The 16,314-nt window shown below is 63.7% G+C and carries 15 protein-coding genes and 3 tRNA genes; 5 read left to right on the top strand and 13 right to left on the bottom strand.

Annotated features, from left to right (window positions below; all coding sequences use genetic code 11):
* Positions 1-189 precede the first annotated feature (189 nt).
* Together ACESNG_RS12590 and ACESNG_RS12585 are read left to right on the top strand one after the other, a co-directional pair.
* Positions 190-753 carry a hypothetical protein gene (locus ACESNG_RS12590; protein ID WP_373062262.1) on the top strand — a complete coding sequence of 188 codons (564 nt, stop codon included), beginning with the start codon at positions 190-192 and terminating at the stop codon, positions 751-753.
* A 35-nt stretch (positions 754-788) separates the two neighbouring features.
* The gene (locus tag ACESNG_RS12585) at positions 789-1,199 is read left to right on the top strand and encodes a Fic family protein (RefSeq protein WP_373062260.1); all 411 of its coding nucleotides are present in this window, start codon (positions 789-791) and stop codon (positions 1,197-1,199) included.
* A gap of 82 nt (positions 1,200-1,281) precedes the next feature.
* Here the strand turns inward: ACESNG_RS12585 and ACESNG_RS12580 are convergent.
* The 4 genes from ACESNG_RS12580 to cysS form a co-directional block, all read right to left on the bottom strand.
* Positions 1,282-1,354 (bottom strand) — tRNA-Gly (locus ACESNG_RS12580).
* Positions 1,355-1,396: 42 nt separating this feature from the next.
* Positions 1,397-1,479: transfer RNA gene (locus tag ACESNG_RS12575), tRNA-Tyr, on the bottom strand.
* A gap of 51 nt (positions 1,480-1,530) precedes the next feature.
* Positions 1,531-1,603: transfer RNA gene (locus tag ACESNG_RS12570), tRNA-Thr, on the bottom strand.
* Between the two features lie 103 nt (positions 1,604-1,706).
* Positions 1,707-3,116: a cysteine--tRNA ligase gene (cysS, locus tag ACESNG_RS12565; protein ID WP_373062258.1), complete on the bottom strand. Its 1,410-nt coding sequence runs from the start codon at positions 3,114-3,116 to the stop codon at positions 1,707-1,709.
* Between the two features lie 125 nt (positions 3,117-3,241).
* On the opposite strand from cysS, the gene ACESNG_RS12560 reads away from it, so the two are divergent.
* A complete protein-coding gene (locus ACESNG_RS12560) occupies positions 3,242-3,841 on the top strand; it encodes a hypothetical protein (protein ID WP_373062256.1) in 600 nt (199 codons plus the stop codon).
* On the opposite strand, the gene ACESNG_RS12555 is transcribed toward ACESNG_RS12560, so the two are convergent.
* The 9 genes from ACESNG_RS12555 to uvrA all read right to left on the bottom strand — a co-directional run bounded on the left by ACESNG_RS12555 (position 3,738) and on the right by uvrA (position 13,579).
* Entirely contained in the window at positions 3,738-4,538 is an 801-nt protein-coding gene (locus ACESNG_RS12555) for a hypothetical protein (RefSeq protein WP_373069227.1), read from the bottom strand. The two genes, ACESNG_RS12560 and ACESNG_RS12555, sit on opposite strands and share 104 nt — an antisense overlap.
* Before the next feature lie 101 nt (positions 4,539-4,639).
* Positions 4,640-5,716: a DUF1611 domain-containing protein gene (locus ACESNG_RS12550; protein ID WP_373062254.1), complete on the bottom strand. Its 1,077-nt coding sequence runs from the start codon at positions 5,714-5,716 to the stop codon at positions 4,640-4,642.
* 104 nt (positions 5,717-5,820) lie between these two features.
* Positions 5,821-6,741, bottom strand: coding sequence for a PspA/IM30 family protein (locus ACESNG_RS12545; protein ID WP_373069225.1), 921 nt, complete (start codon positions 6,739-6,741; stop codon positions 5,821-5,823).
* A 3-nt stretch (positions 6,742-6,744) separates the two neighbouring features.
* Positions 6,745-7,149 (bottom strand): YbjN domain-containing protein, encoded by a 405-nt coding sequence (locus ACESNG_RS12540; protein ID WP_373069223.1) that lies wholly within the window; start codon positions 7,147-7,149, stop codon positions 6,745-6,747.
* A 131-nt stretch (positions 7,150-7,280) separates the two neighbouring features.
* On the bottom strand, positions 7,281-8,240 hold the full coding sequence (locus ACESNG_RS12535) for a hypothetical protein (RefSeq protein ID WP_373062248.1): 960 nt from the start codon (positions 8,238-8,240) through the stop codon (positions 7,281-7,283).
* A complete protein-coding gene (sdaAA, locus tag ACESNG_RS12530) occupies positions 8,233-9,117 on the bottom strand; it encodes an L-serine ammonia-lyase, iron-sulfur-dependent, subunit alpha (RefSeq protein WP_373062246.1) in 885 nt (294 codons plus the stop codon). Before sdaAA ends, ACESNG_RS12535 begins: the two co-directional genes overlap by 8 nt.
* Positions 9,117-9,785 (bottom strand): L-serine ammonia-lyase, iron-sulfur-dependent subunit beta, encoded by a 669-nt coding sequence (sdaAB, locus tag ACESNG_RS12525; RefSeq protein ID WP_373062244.1) that lies wholly within the window; start codon positions 9,783-9,785, stop codon positions 9,117-9,119. Before sdaAB ends, sdaAA begins: the two co-directional genes overlap by 1 nt.
* 101 nt (positions 9,786-9,886) lie before the next feature.
* Positions 9,887-10,471 carry a PEP-CTERM sorting domain-containing protein gene (locus tag ACESNG_RS12520; RefSeq protein ID WP_373062242.1) on the bottom strand — a complete coding sequence of 195 codons (585 nt, stop codon included), beginning with the start codon at positions 10,469-10,471 and terminating at the stop codon, positions 9,887-9,889.
* Between the two features lie 195 nt (positions 10,472-10,666).
* Positions 10,667-13,579, bottom strand: coding sequence for an excinuclease ABC subunit UvrA (uvrA, locus tag ACESNG_RS12515; protein WP_373062240.1), 2,913 nt, complete (start codon positions 13,577-13,579; stop codon positions 10,667-10,669).
* Between the two features lie 144 nt (positions 13,580-13,723).
* Between uvrA and ACESNG_RS12510 the strand changes: the two genes are divergently transcribed.
* Together ACESNG_RS12510 and ACESNG_RS12505 are read left to right on the top strand one after the other, a co-directional pair.
* Positions 13,724-14,479 (top strand): ABC transporter ATP-binding protein, encoded by a 756-nt coding sequence (locus tag ACESNG_RS12510; protein ID WP_373062238.1) that lies wholly within the window; start codon positions 13,724-13,726, stop codon positions 14,477-14,479.
* A complete protein-coding gene (locus ACESNG_RS12505) occupies positions 14,472-16,172 on the top strand; it encodes a putative ABC transporter permease subunit (RefSeq protein ID WP_373069221.1) in 1,701 nt (566 codons plus the stop codon). Before ACESNG_RS12510 ends, ACESNG_RS12505 begins: the two co-directional genes overlap by 8 nt.
* The last annotated feature ends 142 nt before the right edge of the window (positions 16,173-16,314 follow it).

Below are 16,314 nucleotides of genomic sequence, written 5' to 3'. Positions count from 1 at the left end.
GAACAAGGCGGACGTTCGCGTGATGCGGTGGCCGAGATGATGGCTCCCGTGCGCCGACATCTCGTCCGCTGCCAGAGGCACCCGCAGATCATGCAGAATCTGTTCCACGAGAAGCACGTGCAGTACGCCGTATGACGGCACGACGCACTAATTAGCGGCCTTGTCAGTATCTCTCCAGAGCGGCTCCTGATGTCACTGACAGTAGGTGACGTCCGTACGGCTCCTGATCTCGTGGCGGTGTGGCTCCGGAGCCTGGTCGTGGGACGCGCTGCGCTCGACGTGACAGACGACGCGTACCGTGGGAATCCCCGCCCACTGTTACTCAGACGCATGGCGCACATTGCCAGCGACTTCGGCAACGACCGCCTGGCAAGCACCATCGAGAGCGTCCTCCAGAGCCACACGCGCAGCAAGATCACCCGCGCCAATACCGGCGTCGGCACCAACATCGTGATCCCTCGATACGTCGAGCGTTCCGTAGCGCACGGCGGACGGGAGGCTTGGCTCGACCGCTATCGCGCCAACTTCACCCGTGCCGCAGAACAACTCACGACACGACTCGCCGCAGTCGACGCCGAGGTCGTGCCAGCCCAGCCGGCGGAGACCCTCGCATTCGCTCGCCAGGCGAAGCTCGAAGACACGTGCCACAGCACCACCATCGAAGGCCACAGGATCACGCGAGACGAAGTGGAGGCCGTGGTCTCGCTGGGAAACCGTATGCCGGGCGCACGGCCGACGAGATCGAGCGGCTGATGGCGTTGCAGGGGTATGCCTAGGCGTTCGACTGGGTGCTCGGTCAGATTCCCTCGACAGCGCAGCGGCCAAGCAGCGAGAAGCTCCCGCAGCTGATGCGACTGCTCGTCGACCATGCACAGGAAACAACTGCGGGTCCGGTCGCTCGTGCGGCGCTCCTGCACTGGGGTATGGTGCACGCTCACCCGTTCATGGACGGCCATGGGCGCGTGGCACGACGGCTCATGAACTTCTTGCTTGCCGGGGCAGGACTGCCATGGATCACTATCAGAGCTGAGGAACGCTCTGTCTACTTTCGCGCGCTCGAGCGGGCCCACCTCGATCTCGACCCCGATCACCTCGCGGACTTCCTGGGTACCGCCGTGCAACGAGCCACCGTAAAACGGAGCGTTTGGGAGAGAGACGGTGGCAGGGCCTCGAGGCGAAAGAGTCGTAGCAAGAAGTAGTGCCACCGCTGATCCACATTGGTCCGACGAAACGACAAAACCCGCCAACGGTAAACCGTTGACGGGCTTTGGCTTATACCAGAGCGGGAGACGGGACTCGAACCCGCGACATCAAGCTTGGAAGGCTAGCGCTCTACCAACTGAGCTACTCCCGCGTTTTCCGATGCTACCCGCTGAAACAACCAGCGGTCCTGCAGTGGTGGGGGAAGGATTCGAACCTTCGAAGGCTTGCGCCGACAGATTTACAGTCTGTTCTCGTTGGCCACTTGAGTACCCCACCGAGGGCCCTCTCCGACGCGCCATGGCGGGCGCGGCTGCCGAGCTATGAAAGAGCTGACGGTCGGGATTGAACCGACGACCTGCTGATTACAAATCAGCTGCTCTACCAACTGAGCTACGTCAGCAGAATGGGAGTGCTGCCCATTCCGGACAAGACGATCAGGATAATCCGACAGGGCCCCGAATTCAAGCAGGGCCGCTCGGATACCCGTTGGAATACCCGTGTGTTCAGCCCTTCCGCCAGCGCGTTCCGTCGGGACCATCCTCGATCAGGATGCCGCGGGCGGTCAGTTCGGCCCGTGCGGCGTCGGCCGCCGCGAAGTCCCGGCGCTCGCGGGCGGCTTTGCGGGCCCCTAATCGCTCCTCGACCCAGGCGGCCAGGTCGGCATCCACGTCCTGCTCCGGCACGAGGTCGAGCACGCTGTCGATAAGCCGGAACGCGGCCCGGGCCCGTTCCAGCGCCGGCAGGTCGGTGCCTTGCTCGTCGAGTTCCTTGTTGGCTTCGCTGATGAACGTGAACAGCGCCGCCAGCGCCTCCGGTGCATTCAGGTCATCGTACAGGGCTTCCAGAAACGCCTTCTCGGCCCGCGTCGCGGCGTCGGCCAGGGCTGCCGTGCCGGTGGTGGCTTCGGACAACCGCCGCGCGAAGGCGCCGATGCGATTGACCGCCGCCCGTGACTGCTCGAGAGAGTCGTCACCCAGGTTCAGCTGCTTGCGGTAGTGCGCATTGAACACGAAGTGGCGGTACACGGTGCCGCTGATGCCCTGCTCGCGCATCTCGACCACGTTGGCCACATTGCCGACCCGCTTGGCCATCTTGGCGCCATCGGTGAGCAGGAACTCACCGTGGCACCAGCAGCGCGCGAACTGCTTCCCGGTGGCAGCCTCCGACTGGGCGATCTCGTCTTCGTGGTGCGGGAAGATCAGATCGATACCGCCGGCATGGAGATCGAACGTTTCGCCGAGGTATTTCATGGCCATGGCGGAGCACTCGAGGTGCCAGCCTGGGCGGCCGCGCCCCCACGGGGAATCCCAGGCGGCGCCGGTGGCTTCGTCTTCCGGCTTGGCGGCCTTCCAGAGCGCGAAGTCCTGAGCGTTTTCCTTGGCGTACTCGTCCTGCGCGACGCGGGCCCCGGCACGGATCTCGCGCTTGTCGAGCTGTGATAGTTTTCCGTAGTCCGGGAAGCGATCGATCGCGAAGTACACCGAACCGTCGTCGGCGAGGTAGGCCACTTTGTTGGCCATCAGGCGCTCCACGAGGGCGATCATCTCGGGAATGTGCTCGGTGGCTTTCGGGTAGCGCTCCGCATCTTCGATACGGAGATAGCGTCGATCGCGATGAAAGAGCTCGGTGAACGGTTCGGTCACTTCGAGAATATTCGAGCCGGTGGCGGCCGCTTTCCGAATGATCTTGTCATCGACGTCGGTCAGGTTCATGACCTGTTCGACCTGCCAGCCAGCCAACCGAATGACACGCCGCAGCAGATCCTCGAAGAGGAACGTGCGGAAGTTGCCGAGGTGCGCGGGGTTGTAGACCGTCGGCCCACACGTGTACATGCGCACCGTCTGTCCATCGGCGGGTGCGAACGGCTCGACTCGGCGCGCGAGCGTATTGTACAGGCGGAGTTCTGGCATCATCGTGAAGGCGGGCGTGGTGCGGAGGCCGGGATTTCCTGCGGGATCTCCCGGCGATTTCTTGCGTTCGTCTAATGTAGACGGTAATTCACCAGTGTTGCTCTCCTACTTCAACCCGGACCGACTTCATGAAGCCTCGTCAGGATCGCCCGCGCCTCACCTCGCGCGTTTCCACTGTTGTCGGCATCAGCGCTCTTGTGGCGGTCGCCATGGCGGCTCGCAGTCAGGGTGGACAGCAGACCACCTTGCCGCCGGCGGCGGCCGCGCCCGCCGCCATGTCAATGCCCGACTCGACGACGCAGGACACTACGCGTGCCGACAGCATGGCCATGCCCGACTCGATGGCGATGCCCGACAGCTCGATGATGATGCACGCCGCTGCGGCCGTCGCGCCGGCGCTCCAGCCCTCGGGCACGTGGCCCGTGGATCCGGTAACTGGTCAGACGATCATCAACGGTGAGCCGGTGGTCGGTCGCGTGTTCATCATGCAGAAGCCCGACGGCTTAGTGAAGCTGGGCACGTGGCAGGCGCAGTATGTTGGCGAACCGGTGGCGCCGGAGGCGGCGATTGTGGGCAGCTCGTACGTGGTGCCGGCGCCTGAGCACACGCGCCGGATACGCGGCATCATGGTCGAGGCGACGCTGTGGGGGATAGACGGGAAGCGGTCGGCGCGTGAGCGTCGCTTTTACCGCGCGCAGACCACGGGTGCGGCGCTGGCTCAGCCGTAGGCTGAGCGACATCCGAGAAGTACCGGCGGGGCGCCCTGACAGCATGCAGGCGCCCCGCTCGTAATTCGAGGAGACGAATGGTGCGAAGTTCCTCGACGACGGCGCGCGCATCGTACGTCGCGAGGGTCTCGTGCGCGGACGATACCGCTGGCGCCTGCCGCGCGTGATCGTGCGGGGTAGCCACTGACAGCATTGCCCCGGGCATCGTCGCCATAGGAGGACAGGCGATCACAACGCCGTCGCGCCGTTCATGCGCGTGTCGGCCCCAACGTCGCCATTCAGCCGCCTCACGCAGCGTGAGTGCCCCGTCGTGCGGCGCCTGCTGGCGTGAGGCGCGCAGCAAGTACAGTGTGCGCGAGGCGGTCACAGTTGAACCGACGAGAGCTTCCTGCCAGCCGCGCATGATTTCCGGGATCGCATCGAGATGTAGCGCTGCGCGACGGATACGAAGTCCCGGCGCGGCGTCTCGCACCGAGCGCACGTAGCGATGTCGCGGTGAATGTTCACGGCCTGCCAGCACCGCCAGCAGCAGCGATTGACCGAGGGCTTCGGGCGCCTGCAGCAGCAGGAGCTCGCCGCCATGAATGCGTAACGTGACGTCTTCGAGCACCCGGACACTCACGGCGCACTGACCGGGAATTCCCGCGGTCACTTCGGCGCTCGCCCGCGACACGGAGAGTAGTCGTGGTTTCATCATGGGCGACACGATGTGGTCGTGCCGCTCACGGTGTGTCATCCGAATGTTGCGCGCGGGCTCAATTCATCGCACGCGGCGACCACGGCGTATCACGCGACGGGTCACACTACGGTATCAGCGACGCCGGACATGCGATCCACGTGAAACGCCGCGATGGCTTCCGCGATGACCAACGGTTCGTAGCGCACCGGATCGGTGGTCGGAAGGCCAGTCTCCGATCGCACGCGTTCGATGGCCTCGCGCGCCGCGCGATCGTCGAGATCGAAGGTGTTCAGCGCGATGGCAATCACGGGCGACGGACGCAGCACTTCCATCGCCCCTTCGTACAGGCGGATCATGTCACTGAGCGACGGGATCTGCACCCACGGATTCCGGTGAATCGTGGTCCGTGACGTCTGTGCGCAGAGCACCATGGCGTGCGGCAGGGCACCGTGCATGAGGCCCAGCGTCACGCCGGAGTACGCGGGGTGAATAAGGGAGCCCTGCCCCTCCACCAACACGATATCCGCACCCTCGGCTGCTTCGATCGTGAGCGACTCGGCGGCACCGGCAATGAAATCGGCAATGACGGCATCGACCGCGATGCCACGGCCTTCCACCAGAATGCCCGTCTGTCCGGTCGCCGCGAAGTTCACACGATGACCGAGTTGGCGCACCGACGATTGCACCTGCAGCTGGGCCGTCATCTTCCCGATGTTGCAGTCGGTGCCCACGGTCAGTACGACGGTGGCGACGACATCGCGAACGCGGCCCGAGGCCACGTCGAGGCCCACCGGCGCGCGACGCAGATCACGAATCGTCGAGCCGGATGCAGCGGCGAGCGCCGCAAACTCGCGGTCATCGCCCAGCATGGTGTGCAGGCCGCTCCAGACATCGAGCCGGGCGCGCAGGGCGTCGCTGACGATTGGGCGCCAGGCGTCGGGGAATTGGCCACCGGCGGGGGCGATACCGATCAGCAGCGCCGTGGGCCGATGCGTCATGCCGGTGGCGAAGTTCGCGACGACCGGAATGTTGCCACCAAAGCCGAGTACGTCGTGCGCCGTGCGTCCGGCCGTTCCACTGTCGAGGACGGCCGCCACTTCATCCGGCACATAGCGGATGCAGGCGTTGGCGGTCTTGGAGGTGAGCGGACCGAAGCTTCCTTCGGCGAGGATCAGAAATCGACGCGACAGAGGCATAATGCAGGGCGGGCAAATTCGCCAATGGCGGCCCCAGGGTGGGAGCCGCCGTCGGCGACCGGAAGGGATACCGGTAATTTACAGCTGAGTCACGATCTTGTGCATCACGACCTCGGCTGGATACCGCTGAGCCGTTCGATTTCGGCGATCAACTCGGCCTCTCCCGTCTTGGCTTGCGCGGCGGCCGCAGCTTTGGCCTTGGCGGCCGCCGCCGCAGTGGCTTCGGCCGCGGCGACCGCGGCAGCATCCGGACCAGCGGCCAGCTGCGCCGGCGGCGGCGCCGCAGCAGCCGCGTCGGTGGCGCCCGCCGCGAGCTGACGCGATGCGGCAGGCGCACCAGCGGCCAGCATCCCCATACGCTGCTTGAGCTGGAGCAACTGCTGATCGGCTCCCACGCCGCCCGACGCACGCTCGAGCTGTTTGAATTCGCCGGCCAGACGATCGCCGCTGAACTCCTCGTCGATTTCCTGCGCGGCCTGCAACGTTCTTTCGTTGGCCGTGATCTTCTCTTCCATGCGATTGAATGCATCGAAGGCCGAATTGTCGGAGAGGCCGGACATCGTCTGCGAAATGCGCGCTTGCGCTTCCGCCCGACGCTGACGCGCGAGCAGCAGATTCTTCTTGCGCTTCGCTTCTTCAATCTTGTCGTTCAGATCACGGAGTGACTGTTTGAGCTTCTCCGTTTCCATGCGGTGCGTTTCCCACGTGCTCGCGAGCTGCTGTCCATGTTCGAGGTGCTCCTGACCACGAAGCAGCGCCTGCTTCGCGAGGTCGTCGCGTCCTTCCTGTACGGCGAGCATCGCGCGACGCTCCCATTCATCGGCCAGCTTGAACTCAGCGTCGGCCTGATCCTTCAGGCGCTTTTCATCAGCGATGGACGCGGCAACCTGCTGCTTGGCCTTGGCCAGCTGGTTGCGCATGTCGACGATGATCTGATTGAGCATCTTCTCGGGGTTTTCCGCAGAGGAGATGAGCTCGTTCAGATTCGACTTGATGAGAGTCGAGAGACGGTCGAAAATACCCATGGTTCAGCGAGCCTCGCGGAAGGCGGCCAGCTCACGAAGATGCGATGTGAGCGAGAGAGTCATGCTTTCGTAGGATGCGAGAAACTCCTCGAAATCGAGATGCGCGAGTTCGAGTGCCTCGGTCAGCACGACGTTGTCCTGATCGAGGCCGTATGAGCCGTGCAGCAGGTCGCTGGCATTGAGTTCGAGCAAGCGGCGATTGAGCGCCGCCTGATCGGATGCCTCGGCCGGGAGTGGCATCACTTTGACCCGCAGCAGGACCACGGGGGGATTGTGAGTGACCACCACATCGAATTCCAGCGCGCCACTGGGGCGCACGAGCCACAGCCCAGGCTCCAGTTCCTGATGGGAGGCGCCGTCGGCACTCAGTCGATCGAGGAATGCCTCGATATCTTCTCGCGTGATCATGTTCGATTCCTTGAGGTTCGGATATCGGTCCGTACGGCGGCGCACGCCAGTTCGTTTCGTCGGGTGAGCCGAATTGTACCGCTGAAGTATGGCCATCGCATCCTCCGAACGGCAGGCGTCACGAAAACGTGTCAGGGGCAGCGACCGCGATAGAGCTTCGCGCCGCGCCCTTCATTCACCAACATGAGTCGCCCGTCAGGAAGCCAGGTGACGCCCTCGGCATTTCGTTCACCTTTTGGAACGGCGCAGCGAACGACCTGAGTGGTGGGTTTGCCGGTTATCGGGTCGGCGTCGAACACGTACACCGAGCCGTACGTCAGGACGGCCAGATGCCGGCGGCCGCTTGGCGTAACGGCAGACAGTGACGCGTCGGTTACCCAATCTCGCGAGACAGACGTGCCAGGCACAATCGGCAAGGAGTCCACCAACTCGGCCGTCGCGATCGCGTTGACGGACCATGCGGCGGCTGACACGCGATAGAGTTGCGATCCACGCAATCGCCCGTTGGCGTCAGGATTCGGGCGTTTGGTGGCGAACCACACACTGGTATCGGGAGCCACCCACATGGCTTCGACGTCGCGTGCGCCACCCGGATATACAATGCGCAGCAACACGGCACGTTCGGTACCGCTCGCGCTCGTGGTCGGTTCCGGAACTCGCCAAAGCCGCACGTGTGAACGTACGGAAAAGTTGTCGCCCACGTCGCCGATGTAGAGGCATGCTCCGCTCGCGCACGGGCCGATGGCGATCGCTTCCCAGTCGGTATTCTCCGCATCACGCACGGCAACCGTGCCGCGCGATTCTCCCATCGAATCGTACGCAAAGAGTGTCGCCGTGTTGCCGCGATCGTTCAGCGACCAGAAGACGCCCGGTTCGTTCGTGCTCGCCACGACGCCCGAGGCTTCCGTGAGGCGCGAATCACGGAATGCACCGGTGCTCGTGAGGTCGCGAATGTATGGCTCTCCGGGCACCGTCCAGCGGTCTCGCGTCGGCTTGTCGGCGTCTTTGTCTTTCTTCCCACCGAAGCACGCACTCGAAAGCGTCAGCAACACCAGCAACGCGCCGGCCCGCACATACGCGCGCTCAGGCACCGGCGCGCTTGATCTCGTAGAGGCGTTCTTTCGCCAATCGACGACCGGTCGGCGTGGCGGCGAGTCCGCCGCCCGCTGTCTCGCGATAGCGCACATCCATATTCGCGCCGATTTCGCCCATCGTGTCGATGACTTCGTCGGCCGGGATCGCGAACTCGATTCCGGCCATCGCCATTTCGATGGCGGCCATCGCGATCGCCGCACCAGTGGCGTTGCGAAACACACAGGGGAGTTCGACGAGGCCGCCGAGTGGGTCGCACACCAGCCCAAGCGTTCCTTGCTGCGCGAGCGCCGTGGCGTGTCCAACCTGACGAGGGGAACCACCCAGCATCTCCACGGCGGCTCCAGCAGCCATCCCTGCTGCGGCGCCGGTCTCAGCCTGGCAGCCACCTTCGGCCCCCGAAAGCGAAGCACGCTCAGCCACCACAGCTCCGATCAGCCCGGCGGTGGCCAAGGCGTCGATCACGCGCTCATCATCGATGCCGCGCGCCTTCGCGATGCCGGTAAGCACCGCCGGCAACACGCCGGCACCACCAGCCGTTGGCGCGGCGACGATGACCCCCATGGCAGCGTTCACTTCCTGCACGGCGATGGCGCGCGCCAGCACATCGCGGAAGGGCGTATTCGCCAAGGGACCATCGGGACCCGTGCGCAGCTTGGCGGCATCACCGCCCACCAAGCCCGACGACGACTTGAGATCACCGATCATTCCGCGTTCGACAGACTCACGCATTACCGCCAGCGCGCGCCGTAACGCATCACGAATACTCTCGATCGTACGCCCTTGGTCCTTCGCTTCCGCCTCGAGGGCGACCTGCGACAGCGTCACACCGCGCGCTTCCGCGTCGCGAATGGCATCAGCCAGCGCGCGATACATCAGGCGCTCACTTTATCGAGACGGAACGCCCACTTCACCCAGTCAAGCGAACGGATGGCATCACGCACGGACTCGTCGGGCTGATCGTCGACTTCGATGACCATGAAGGCGTCGCCACCGCGTTCCTTCCGCGAGAGTTTGAGCGTGGCAATGTTGCAGCTGGCCTCAGCAAGAATACCGGCAATGCGGGCAACGGATCCCTTCACATCCTCGGCGACCAGCACGATGGTGTGGAGGTTTCCGTGAATCTCCACCGGATACCCGTCGATCTCGTTCACGAGCACACGACCGGCACCCAGCGACGCACCAACCATCTGCGCCGTGCGATCACCGCGCTCGAGCGTGATGCGTACCGTGTTGGGGTGCGCGTCGTCGCCCAGCGATGTCTTCTCGAAATGGTAGTCGAGTCCCTCGTGCTCCATGATGTCGAGCGCGGTGCGCAGCCGCTCATCGTCAGGACGGAAGCCCATCAAGCCGCCCACGATCGCCTTGTCGGTGCCGTGACCTTCACCGGTGCGGGCGAACGAGCCGTGCAGTTCAACGCGCGCCTTTTCGGGTGTTCCGCCAACCAGACAGCGCGCGAGGAGACCGAGGCGACAGGCGCCTGCCGTATGGGAGCTGCTCGGTCCCACCATGACGGGGCCGATGATGTCGAGTAGAGAGACCATGAGGGGAATGTACCTGCCGGTCGTGCCGTGCAACAGAAAGCAGGCGCCCGGCGACTGTGGCCGGACGCCTGCGGTTCAGCACTGCACGGCACCACGTGAGATTACGCGCGGCGACGGCGCCCCGCCATGATGCCGAGACCGGCCAGGCCCGAGGCCATGAGCAGGTACGTGCCCGGCTCGGGTACAACCGAAACATTGCCCCGTATAGTCTGCGGGTCGCCCATCACGCCGCCAGCTCTGGGCGGCTCGATGTTGATGCCGCCCGTGTTGTCCACGAACAGACGGTAGTTGACGGCGCCCACCGAGAACGTGTTAAAGTTGGGCGTCCAGACAAGACCGCCCGATCCACCCTGCGCGGAGGCGGAGAAGGAGCCGGTTATCTGTCCAAGGATGTTCGGGCTGGTTCCCACAGTGGGGCTCGTCTGTACGATCTGCATCGTGAATAAATTCCCGGCAAAGCTCTGCTGCGTGAGGCCCATTGTCTGAAAGCTACCGAAGCCGGAAGTACCCCCGTTCACGACGTTCTCAACGGGCGAACCGTTGTACTGCAGACCACTGCCATTGGCATAGAGGCACGTTGCGCCGGTACCGAGCAGTGCCGTGTTGCACGGGGTACCTCCGCCGCCGGTGAAGAATCCGGTGGTGGTGTACTGAATAAGCTGTGCGCTGGCCGGAACAGCGAACATCGCTGATCCGGCCAAGGCCGCGACGCAAAATCTTGTAGCAATACGCATGCTTGCTCCGGTGAGGTTGGGAGGCGAACTCTTCACATCGGACGACCGCAGATGTGCGTCTCGATATTCACCTCACGTCGGCAACAAGCGTGCCCGTGATCCAGCGTACGTTTCCGGTACAACGAAGTCAGTGTAAGCCGTTGCCGATCACAGCTGTTTGACGCTCAGCATCGGCGCCAGATAGCGTCCCGTATGGCTTTCCTTCACACGTGCGACCTCTTCCGGTGTGCCCTGTGCCACGATCGTCCCACCGCGCACGCCACCCTCGGGCCCTAGATCCACGATCCAGTCGGCGGTCTTGATCACATCAAGATTGTGCTCGATCACCAGCACGGTGTTTCCGCGCTCGACCAGCTTGTGCAGCACACCCAGCAGCACGCGCACGTCTTCGAAGTGCAAGCCAGTGGTCGGCTCGTCGAGGATATAGAGTGTACGACCCGTATCACGCTTCGAGAGCTCGGTGCCCAGCTTCACACGCTGCGCTTCACCACCGCTGAGCGTGGTGGCGCTCTGTCCGAGATGGATATATCCCAATCCGACATCGCGAAGCGTCTCGAGCTTGAGCAGGATGCGCGGTTGATTCTCGAACACCGTACACGCTTCTTCGACGGTGAGATCGAGAATCTCGGCGACACTGCGTCCACGGAAATGCACTTCGAGTGTCTCACGGTTGAACCGCTTGCCTTTGCAGACATCACACGACACGAAGACATCGGGCAGGAAGTGCATCTCGATCTTCACGAGCCCGTCCCCTTGACAGCTTTCGCATCGTCCGCCCTTCACGTTGAAGGAGAAGCGACCAGGGCCATAGCCGCGGATCTTCGATTCCGGGAGCTCAGCGAACAGCTCACGCACCGGCGTGAAGATGCCCGTATACGTAGCCGGATTGGAGCGAGGCGTGCGACCAATCGGGCTTTGGTCGATATCGATGATCTTGTCGAGATGCTCCAAGCCGGTAATGCGCGTGTGCGCGCCCGGCAGCACGCGCGCCCGAAAGAAGTGGCGCGACAATGTGCGCTGCAGAATGTCGGTCACGAGCGTGGACTTACCCGACCCCGACACGCCGGTGACCGCCACGAACAGGCCGAGCGGAAACTCGGCGGTGACATCACGCAAATTGTGCTCGCGCGCACCGTGCACCGTGAGCATGCGAGCCACATCACGCGGCCGACGGTGCAGCGGCACCTCGATGCGGCGCGTACCGCGCAGATACTGCCCCGTGATCGACGCCGGTGTATTGATGACGTCCTGGACGGAGCCGGCGGCGATGACTTCGCCGCCGTGCTTGCCGGCACCGGGCCCGAGATCGATCAGATAATCGGCATCACGGATCGTCTCTTCATCGTGTTCGACCACGATGACCGTGTTGCCGAGGTCGCGCAGCTGCTTGAGCGTGGAGAGCAGACGACCATTGTCGCGCTGGTGAAGGCCGATGCTGGGCTCGTCGAGGATATACAGTACGCCAACGAGGCGCGAGCCGATCTGCGTGGCCAGCCGGATACGTTGTGCTTCGCCACCGGACAACGACTCTGCGCTGCGATTGAGCGTGAGATACTCGAGTCCGACGTCCACGAGAAAACGCAATCGCTCGCGCACTTCCTTGAGGATCGGACCAGCAACGCCGGGATCGAGGCCGGGATGTCCGGCGCTGCGCACGGGAACCGTTTCGAAGAACGCCAGCGAATCCACCACGCTGCGCTCGACGACCTGCCCGATGTTGAGACCGTGCACGGTGACGGCCAGTGACTGGGGGCGCAGTCGGCGGCCTTCGCAGGCCGGGCACGGTCCGGCCACCATGAACGATTCGAGATCGAGACGCACACCGTCGGAGCTGCTTTCATCGTAGCGGCGCTGCACCTGGGCGACGATGCCTTCCCACGTGCTCTCGGCAGTGGCCTTCGCCGCCGTCTTGGCGGCGCTCCTGGCCGCCGCGCCCTTGACCGCTTTTTTGACTGCCTTGCGCACACGTGGAGGCGCGTCACCAACACCGTGCAGCAACTGCTGACGCACCTTCGCCGGAATCTGCCCCCACGGTTTGTTGAGGTCGAAACCCAACTGTTTGGCGAGTCCGGGGAGAATCACCTTGCGCATGTAGCCGTCGGGTTCGCCCCACGGAAGCACGACGCCTTCCAGGATCGAGATGCTCGGATCGCCGAGCATGAGATCTTCACTCACCGTGCGCGTGGTGCCCAATCCGCTGCACATCTCGCACGCGCCGAAGGGCGAGTTGAACGAGAAGTGACGCGGCTCGAGCTCGGGCATGGAGATCCCGCAGGCGGCGCAGCCATAGCGTTCCGAGAACATCTCCGTCACCGGCTCCGATCCATCGTAGCGCACGACTTCGGCCAGTCCTTCGGCCAGTCGCAGTGCGGTTTCCACCGAGTCGGTGATACGACCACGATCTTCTGTGCGCACTACGAGGCGATCAACCACGACAGATACCGAATGATTGAGACGCCGGTTGAGCTTGGGGGGATCGGCGAGTTCGATAAGTTCACCGTCGACCACCGCCCGCACGAAACCCTGTTTCCGCGCGTCCTCGAACAGGTCCTTGAACTCACCCTTTCGCTGTTGCACCAGCGGCGCGCGAATTTCCAGGCGCGTGCCCTCCGGCCAGGCGAGCACCATCTCGGCGATCTGCGTCGGGCTCTGTCGCTGCACGGCGCGTCCGCAATTGGGACAATGCGGCGTGCCGGTGCGCGCATAAAGCAAACGCAGATAGTCGTACACTTCGGTGACCGTGCCCACGGTGGAGCGCGGATTGTGGCCGGCCGACTTCTGTTCGATCGAGATGGCCGGAGAGAGCCCCTCGATAGCGTCGACATCGGGCTTCTCCATAAGCCCCAGGAATTGTCGCGCATACGCCGAGAGCGACTCGACATACCGTCGCTGCCCTTCGGCGTAGATCGTATCGAACGCGAGCGACGATTTTCCCGAGCCCGACAAGCCGGTCACGACCGTCAGCTTGTCGCGCGGTATCGTGACGCTGATGTTGCGCAGGTTATGCTCGCGGGCACCACGCACCACGAGCGCATTGGACGGACGGACCGGTTCGGACATAGTCGTTGAAGGTGCGAGGATCGGACGGGCAAGACAACCCCGCCACCGTGCGAATCGGGGCCACTGTCGGAACACCTCCGTGGTGCGCAACGCGCGCCGCCACCAAGAAGTTGCGTGGGGGTGCCGCTCGGTCGTCCTGCGGGCATGATCGAGATCAGTTCGCTCTGCAAGCGCTATGGGTCGTTCACGGCCGTCCGGTCGTTGGACCTGGTGGTGCCGTCCGGAGAACTTTTCGGGTTTCTGGGACCGAACGGGGCCGGCAAGACCACCACCATGCGTATGATTGCCGGCATCCTGCAACCCACGGCCGGTGCGGTCCGGATCGCGGGTCATGACCTGCGCGTGAACCCGCTGGCGGCCAAACGGGCACTCGGGTTCATTCCCGATCGGCCGTTCATCTACGAAAAGCTCACCGGGATGGAGTTCCTGCGCTTCAGTGCAGGGTTGTACGGCGAGCAGGGTTTGGAGGTCGAGAAGCGCGGGCAGGAGTTGCTTTCCCTGTTCGACCTCGATGCGTGGCGCGACGAGCTGGTGGAAAGTTACAGCCACGGCATGCGCCAGAAACTGATCATCGCCAGCGCCTTCGTACACCGGCCCGCGGTGATCGTCGTGGACGAACCGATGGTGGGGCTCGATCCTAAATCGTCGAAGATTCTCAAGGACTTGTTTCGCGAGTACACCCGGCGCGGACACACCGTCATGATGTCCACGCACACGTTGGAGATCGCCGAAGGCATGTGCGACCGCATCGGCATCATGCAGCGTGGTGAACTGGTGGCGTGCGGTACCATGAACGAGTTGCGGCGCACGTCGGGCAACGATGATGCACTCGAAGACATCTTTCTGCGTCTCACCGGCGACCATGTGGCCCGCGAACTCATCGAGGTGCTGGATGCCTGAGGTGGCGCTGCCGACCACGACGCTGTGGCAACTGTTGACACCCAAGTGGCAGATGGCGCGACATCGCATGCGTCGTCATGAGAAGGGCGACATCCGTCGTCTGGTCGTGGTCAGCGCACTCGGTGCACTCTTCTGGCTGGCCGCCTTCGCGATCTCGCTTAAGCTGCTGCGCTATTTTCGCGGGGCCGAAGACATCGGTGCGCTGCTGGCCGCCAAGCTGCTGTCGATGATCCTGTTGTCGTTCGGCTCGATCCTGCTGCTGTCGAACACGATTGCCGCGCTGTCGAACTTCTTTCTCGCGCGCGATCTGGACCAACTCGCAGCCGCGCCGATTCGCGCTGGCGCCTTGTATCGCGCTCGCTTGCTGGAAACCGCGTTGCACTCGAGCTGGATGGTCGCCCTGCTGCTGATTCCGCTGGTGGCAGCATACGGGGTGGCGTACAAGGCGAACGCGTCGTTCGTGCTCTTCGCGATCGCGGTGCTGGTGCCGTTTCTACTCATTCCGGCCGCAGCGGGATCGACGGTCACGCTACTGTTGGTGAATGTATTCCCGGCGCGCCGCACACGCGATCTGCTCAGTGTCATTACCGCCCTGGCCGTGTGCGGACTGGTGCTACTGTTCCGCGCCGCGCGGCCGGAGCAGCTGGCGCGACCGGAAGGCTTTCAGAACTTCATGCAGTTCATCGCTGCGCTCGACACGCCGTCGTCGCCGTGGCTGCCGAGCGAGTGGGTTGCCGAATCCATCGTGAAGTTTCTCGATGGCCGCAGTGTCTGGTCGCCGATGTTGCGTCTCTGGGGTGTCGCGTCCGTGCTCATTCTTATCGGCCAGGTGTTGTACGCCGGTGGATGGCATCGCGCCTACAGCATGGCACAGGAGGGGGCGAATCAACGCGCCCGGCAGCGCACCGGACGTCCGTTACTCGATCGGATACTGTCATTCCTCGGAACGACGCGGCGCGAGCTCGTACTCAAGGAGCTCCGCGTGTTCATGCGCGACAGCACGCAGTGGTCGCAGCTGGTCATGCTCGCCGTGTTGGTGGTCGTGTACGTGGCGAATGTGAGATACTTGCCGTTGTCCGGTGCTGGCATGACAGCACTCCTGCGCAACGTGATTCCGTTCTTGAACCTGGCGTTAGCCGGCTTTGTCCTCGCGTCGATCGCAGCGCGGTTCGTGTTCCCGAGTGTCAGTCTCGAAGGGCGCGCACTCTGGCTTCTGCGATCGAGCCCGCTCCGCATGTCGGATCTGCTTTGGGCGAAATTCTGGGTAGGCGCAGTACCGTTGCTGCTGCTGGCGCTGGTGCTGGTGGGATGCACCAACCTGATGCTCGGCGTGCGACCGTTCGTGCACATCGTGTCGCTGACCGCCATCACCGGACTGGTGTTCCCGCTCACGGCGTTGGCGTTGAGCTACGGCACCTTCTATCCCCAGTTCGACACGGAAAATGCCGCGCAGATCCCGACATCGTTCGGGGGACTGCTGTTCATGATGACGGCCATCGTGTTGATCGGTGCGGTCGCGTATCTCACCGGTCGTCCGGCCGCGCGATTCGTCGTAGCGGAGCATTTCGGGTACGCGCGTACGCCAACGGACATGCTGCTGCCGTTCGCCCTCGCGGCTACAGCGTGCCTCGCGGCGACTGTTGTACCGCTCATGATGGCTCGGCGTCGGCTAGACGGGATCGAACGGGCGTAGGCAACGTCGCTGTTTGCGTATCCGCGCGGTTCCGCCAAATCCGTCGGTTCCGTGTTCCGGCGGTTATCGATCCTCGAGCACACGCCGATCGTCGGTCCAGCCGCTTCACTACAACAGCAACAGCGGGAACACGGAAAAGGCG

Source organism: Gemmatimonas sp., assembly GCF_041689975.1.
Taxonomy (GTDB): Bacteria; Gemmatimonadota; Gemmatimonadetes; order Gemmatimonadales; family Gemmatimonadaceae; genus Gemmatimonas.
The sequence above is the reverse complement of the archived record's forward strand: the minus strand, read 5'-3'. Positions and strand labels throughout refer to the sequence as shown.